This window comes from Ruoffia sp. FAM 26255 (assembly GCF_045528525.1).
GTDB lineage: Bacteria > Bacillota > Bacilli > Lactobacillales > Aerococcaceae > Ruoffia > Ruoffia tabacinasalis.
The window spans coordinates 1-3,905 of sequence record NZ_JBGQQX010000094.1; the positions used below are offsets into that span (position 1 = coordinate 1).

Consider the following 3,905-nt stretch of genomic DNA (forward strand, 5'->3'; position numbering starts at 1 on the left):
AGAGACCGTATTTTACTTATGACGCGATTATATGTCCCTCAGACAAATAAAAAAGATCAAGCAACAACTTATGCTGCTTGATCTTGATTAAAATGAGTCATCAACCCTATTTGACAAAGAGCCAAAAGTTAGTAAAACCTTCCGATAAAAGTATTTTCAATTTGAATCCAAATCAACAGCAATCATTAGGACGATTATTCAATTAATCGTTAAAAATCTCATCCTCTTTAGCTTTAGTTAATTCTTCGATTTTTTTAGTTGAGTCATCAGTAATTTTTTGGATATCTGATTCATAATCTTTTACATCATCTTCAGTTAATTCTTTTGCTTTTTCAAGCTTTTTAACTGAATCAATAACGTCACGACGAATATTTCGGATAGAAACTTTTGCATTTTCTTGTTCTTTTCCGACAACTTTCGCTAATTCTGCACGTCTTTCTTTCGTCAATGCTGGAATTACTAAACGAATCACGTCTCCATCATTTGATGGTGTAATACCGATATCACTTTGTAAAATAGCTTTTTCAATATCAGTTAAGCTAGATTTATCATAAGGTGATATAACTAACATTCTTGCTTCTGGACTTGAAATACCCGCAAGTTGATTCAATGGCGTTGGAACACCATAATAATTTACGTTTACACGGTCTAATATACTTGCATTTGCTCGTCCAGCACGAATTGAAGCAATTTCGCGTTGATAAGCCTCAACGGACTTGTTCATTCTTTCTTTAGTTGTAGATAAAATTTCACTCGGTGTCATAAAAAAATCCTCCTAATAATACTCTATAGTTCAATTTAACTCATTATACCATATTTCATGTATAATGAGTATTAAATCAGACATTCAGATGGATATGATATGTTTATCACTAACTATCGTCAATAACTATTAAGCTTTAAAATATGTACTATTGATTATTTAGTTTTGCTTCAACTGTTGTTCCGATATTTTCTCCAAGAATAACACGGCGAATATTCCCTGATTCATTTAAGTTAAATACAACTAAAGGTATGTCATTATCCATACTTAATGAACTTGCAGTAGAATCCATCACTTTCAGGCCTTTTGAAATAACATCAAGGTGAGTTAAGTTATCATACTTAACGGCAGCTTTGTTCTCTTTTGGATCAGAGTCATAAACACCATCAACATTATTTTTTGCCATAAGGATAACATCCGCATTGATCTCAGCGGCACGTAATGCTGCTGTTGTATCAGTTGTAAAGTAAGGATTCCCTGTTCCACCAGCAAAGATGACTACACGGCCTTTTTCAAGATGACGAATTGCACGACGACGAATATACGGCTCTGCGATTTGACGCATCTCTACTGAAGTTTGTACACGTGTTGGAACGCCTCTATTTTCTAATACATCTTGTAATGCTAAGGCATTCATTACTGTTGCTAGCATGCCCATGTAATCAGCTTGAGAACGTTCCATTCCCATTTCTTCACCGATTGTACCACGCCAGATATTCCCTCCACCTACAACAATGGCTATTTCAACACCTAAGTCATGAATGTCCTTAAGTTCTTCTACCATTTCTTTAATTGTATCGGGATGGATTCCAAAGCCTTGATTTCCAGCAATTGCCTCTCCACTAAGCTTTAAAATTACACGTTTGTATTTTGTTGTTTCTTTAGTCATATCATACTGCCTTTCTTATTCGTAATCGTATCTTTAAAAATAGCCCCAGGAAACTGGGGCTAAGGGTATAAAATTAATCTTTTTTCATTTGAGCAGCAACTTCGTCAGCAAAGTTGTCTTGGCGTTTTTCGATTCCTTCACCAACAGTGAAACGAATGAATTGTTTGATCGTTCCACCTTTATCACCTACGAATTTACCAACTGTTTGATCGTTATCTTTAACAAATGGTTGTTCGTTTAAGCTAATTTCAGCTAAGAATTTGTTCATACGGCCATCAATCATTTTTTCAACGATATTAGCTGGTTTACCTTCGTTTAATGCGATTTCTGTTTGAACTTTTTTCTCGTGTTCTAATTCTTCAGCAGGAACTTCGTCACGGTTAACGTATTTAGGTTGGATTGCAGCAACGTGCATTGAAACATCTTTCGCTACATCTTCATCAGATAATCCTTCGATTAATGTGATAACAGCGATTTGTCCACCACCATGGATGTACTCACCAAAAGTATCGTTATCTGTTTTTTCTAAGATAGCGAAACGACGGAAAGAAATTTTCTCACCGATTTTATTAGTAGCTTCTAAGACGATGTCAGCAATTGTTTTGCCATCAACTTCGATAGCGTTAGCTTCTTCCATAGTAGCTGGTTTGTTAGCAGCAACTGTATCAGCAATTGTGTTAACAATATTTACGAATTCCTCGTTTTTAGAAACAAAGTCAGTTTCTGAATTAACTTCGATAATTGCAGCTGTGTTTCCGTTGATACTTGTTGCAGCTAAACCTTCTGCAGCGATACGACTTGCTTTTTTAGCAGCTTTAGATAAACCTTTTTCTCTTAAAAAGTCAATCGCTTTATCCATATCTCCGTCAACTTCAACCAACGCTTTTTTCGCGTCCATCATACCTACACCAGTCAGTTCGCGTAGTTCTTTAACTTGTTTTGCACTAATTTTAGCCATTAAACTCAAATCCTCCTTGATATTTTAAAGTCAAAATAAAAAACTGTCCTAACACAGGGCAAGGTTTTTAGACCTGTGTAACGTCCTGAATTAAGACAGCTGTGAATAATCTAATTATTAAGCTTCTGTTGAATCTGCTGTAGTAGCTTCTTCTTCAGAATCAAATAAGTTATCGAAAAATTCTTTGTCAGATTTTTCTTCTGAATCATCTTCACTATGTCCTTGGTTTCCTTCAAGAACTGCGTCAGCCATTGCAGATGTGATTAATTTAATCGCACGAATAGCATCGTCATTTGATGGAATAACATAGTCAATTTCATCTGGATCACAGTTTGTATCAACCATTCCAACTAATGGAATATTTAATTTTTTAGCTTCTTGGATTGCAATGTGTTCTTTGCGTGGGTCAACGATAAAGATTACATCTGGAATACGAGGCATATCTTTAATACCACCAAGGTTTTGCTCTAAACGATCTAATTCTTTGCGTAATTGTAATACTTCTTTTTTAGGTAATACATCAAATGTTCCATCTTCTTCCATTTTTTCAATAGATTTTAGACGACGGATACTTTGTTGGATTGTTTCCCAGTTAGTTAATAATCCACCTAACCAACGGTGGTTAATGTAGTATTGACCAGCACGTTTTGCTTGTTCATCAATAGCACCTTGTGCTTGTTTTTTAGTACCTACAAATAATACAACCGCTCCATTAGCTGCTTCGTCACGCATAAAGTTATACGCTTTATCAACTAACTTAACTGTTTTTTGTAAGTCAATAATATAAATACCGTTACGCTCCGTAAAGATGTAAGGTTTCATTTTTGGGTTCCAGCGACGTGTTTGGTGTCCGAAATGCACACCAGCTTCTAACAATTGTTTCATTGAAATAACTGCCATAATTATCATTCTCCTTTGGTTTTGTTTTCCTCCGAATAACTCTACTAACAAAACGTCTCTCCGAGGAGAGCACCCGTTAAATTATCATTATTCGTGTGTTTTTGGTTTTACACCACGGACTATATTACTATATACTTTCGCATTATGCAAGCTAGTTTGATGTTTTTATTTAATTTATTTAGCTTATGTATCTTAAATTGTCAAATTAAGTGCAACACAGTTTTATAAAAGATTTCATAAGGTGTTTTCCAATTCAAACATTTTTTGAGACGTGTATTTAATTTCGTTGCCCAACCTTGTATCTCTTCATCAGTTGCATCTGTCAAATCAACACCTTTCGGTGAGTACTCTCTAAGGAGTCCATTTGTATTCTCATTAGATCCTCTTTGCCAAGG

At 35.2% G+C, this 3,905-nt stretch carries 5 protein-coding genes; all 5 read right to left on the reverse strand.

Annotation, left to right across the window (positions count from 1 at the left end; genetic code table 11):
• Nucleotides 1-202: 202 nt before the first annotated feature.
• Nucleotides 203-763 carry a ribosome recycling factor gene (gene frr / locus ACEN31_RS11110; RefSeq protein WP_338489086.1) on the reverse strand — a complete coding sequence of 187 codons (561 nt, stop codon included), beginning with the start codon at nucleotides 761-763 and terminating at the stop codon, nucleotides 203-205.
• Nucleotides 764-911: 148 nt separating this feature from the next.
• Nucleotides 912-1,652: a UMP kinase gene (gene pyrH, locus ACEN31_RS11115; RefSeq protein WP_338489088.1), complete on the reverse strand. Its 741-nt coding sequence runs from the start codon at nucleotides 1,650-1,652 to the stop codon at nucleotides 912-914.
• A 73-nt stretch (nucleotides 1,653-1,725) separates the two neighbouring features.
• On the reverse strand, nucleotides 1,726-2,610 hold the full coding sequence (gene tsf / locus ACEN31_RS11120) for a translation elongation factor Ts (RefSeq protein WP_407101454.1): 885 nt from the start codon (nucleotides 2,608-2,610) through the stop codon (nucleotides 1,726-1,728).
• Nucleotides 2,611-2,727: 117 nt separating this feature from the next.
• Entirely contained in the window at nucleotides 2,728-3,510 is a 783-nt protein-coding gene (gene rpsB / locus ACEN31_RS11125; RefSeq protein ID WP_138404893.1) for a 30S ribosomal protein S2, read from the reverse strand.
• Between the two features lie 200 nt (nucleotides 3,511-3,710).
• On the reverse strand, nucleotides 3,711-3,905 hold a 195-nt coding region (locus ACEN31_RS11130; RefSeq protein WP_407109450.1), incomplete at its 5' end, for a transposase.

Coding starts and splice junctions, on each gene's coding strand:
- frr (WP_338489086.1), bottom strand. CDS start 763: ATGACACCGAGTGAAATTTTATCTACAACTAAAGAAAGAATGAACAAG.
- pyrH (WP_338489088.1), bottom strand. CDS start 1,652: ATGACTAAAGAAACAACAAAATACAAACGTGTAATTTTAAAGCTTAGT.
- tsf (WP_407101454.1), bottom strand. CDS start 2,610: ATGGCTAAAATTAGTGCAAAACAAGTTAAAGAACTACGCGAACTGACT.
- rpsB (WP_138404893.1), bottom strand. CDS start 3,510: ATGGCAGTTATTTCAATGAAACAATTGTTAGAAGCTGGTGTGCATTTC.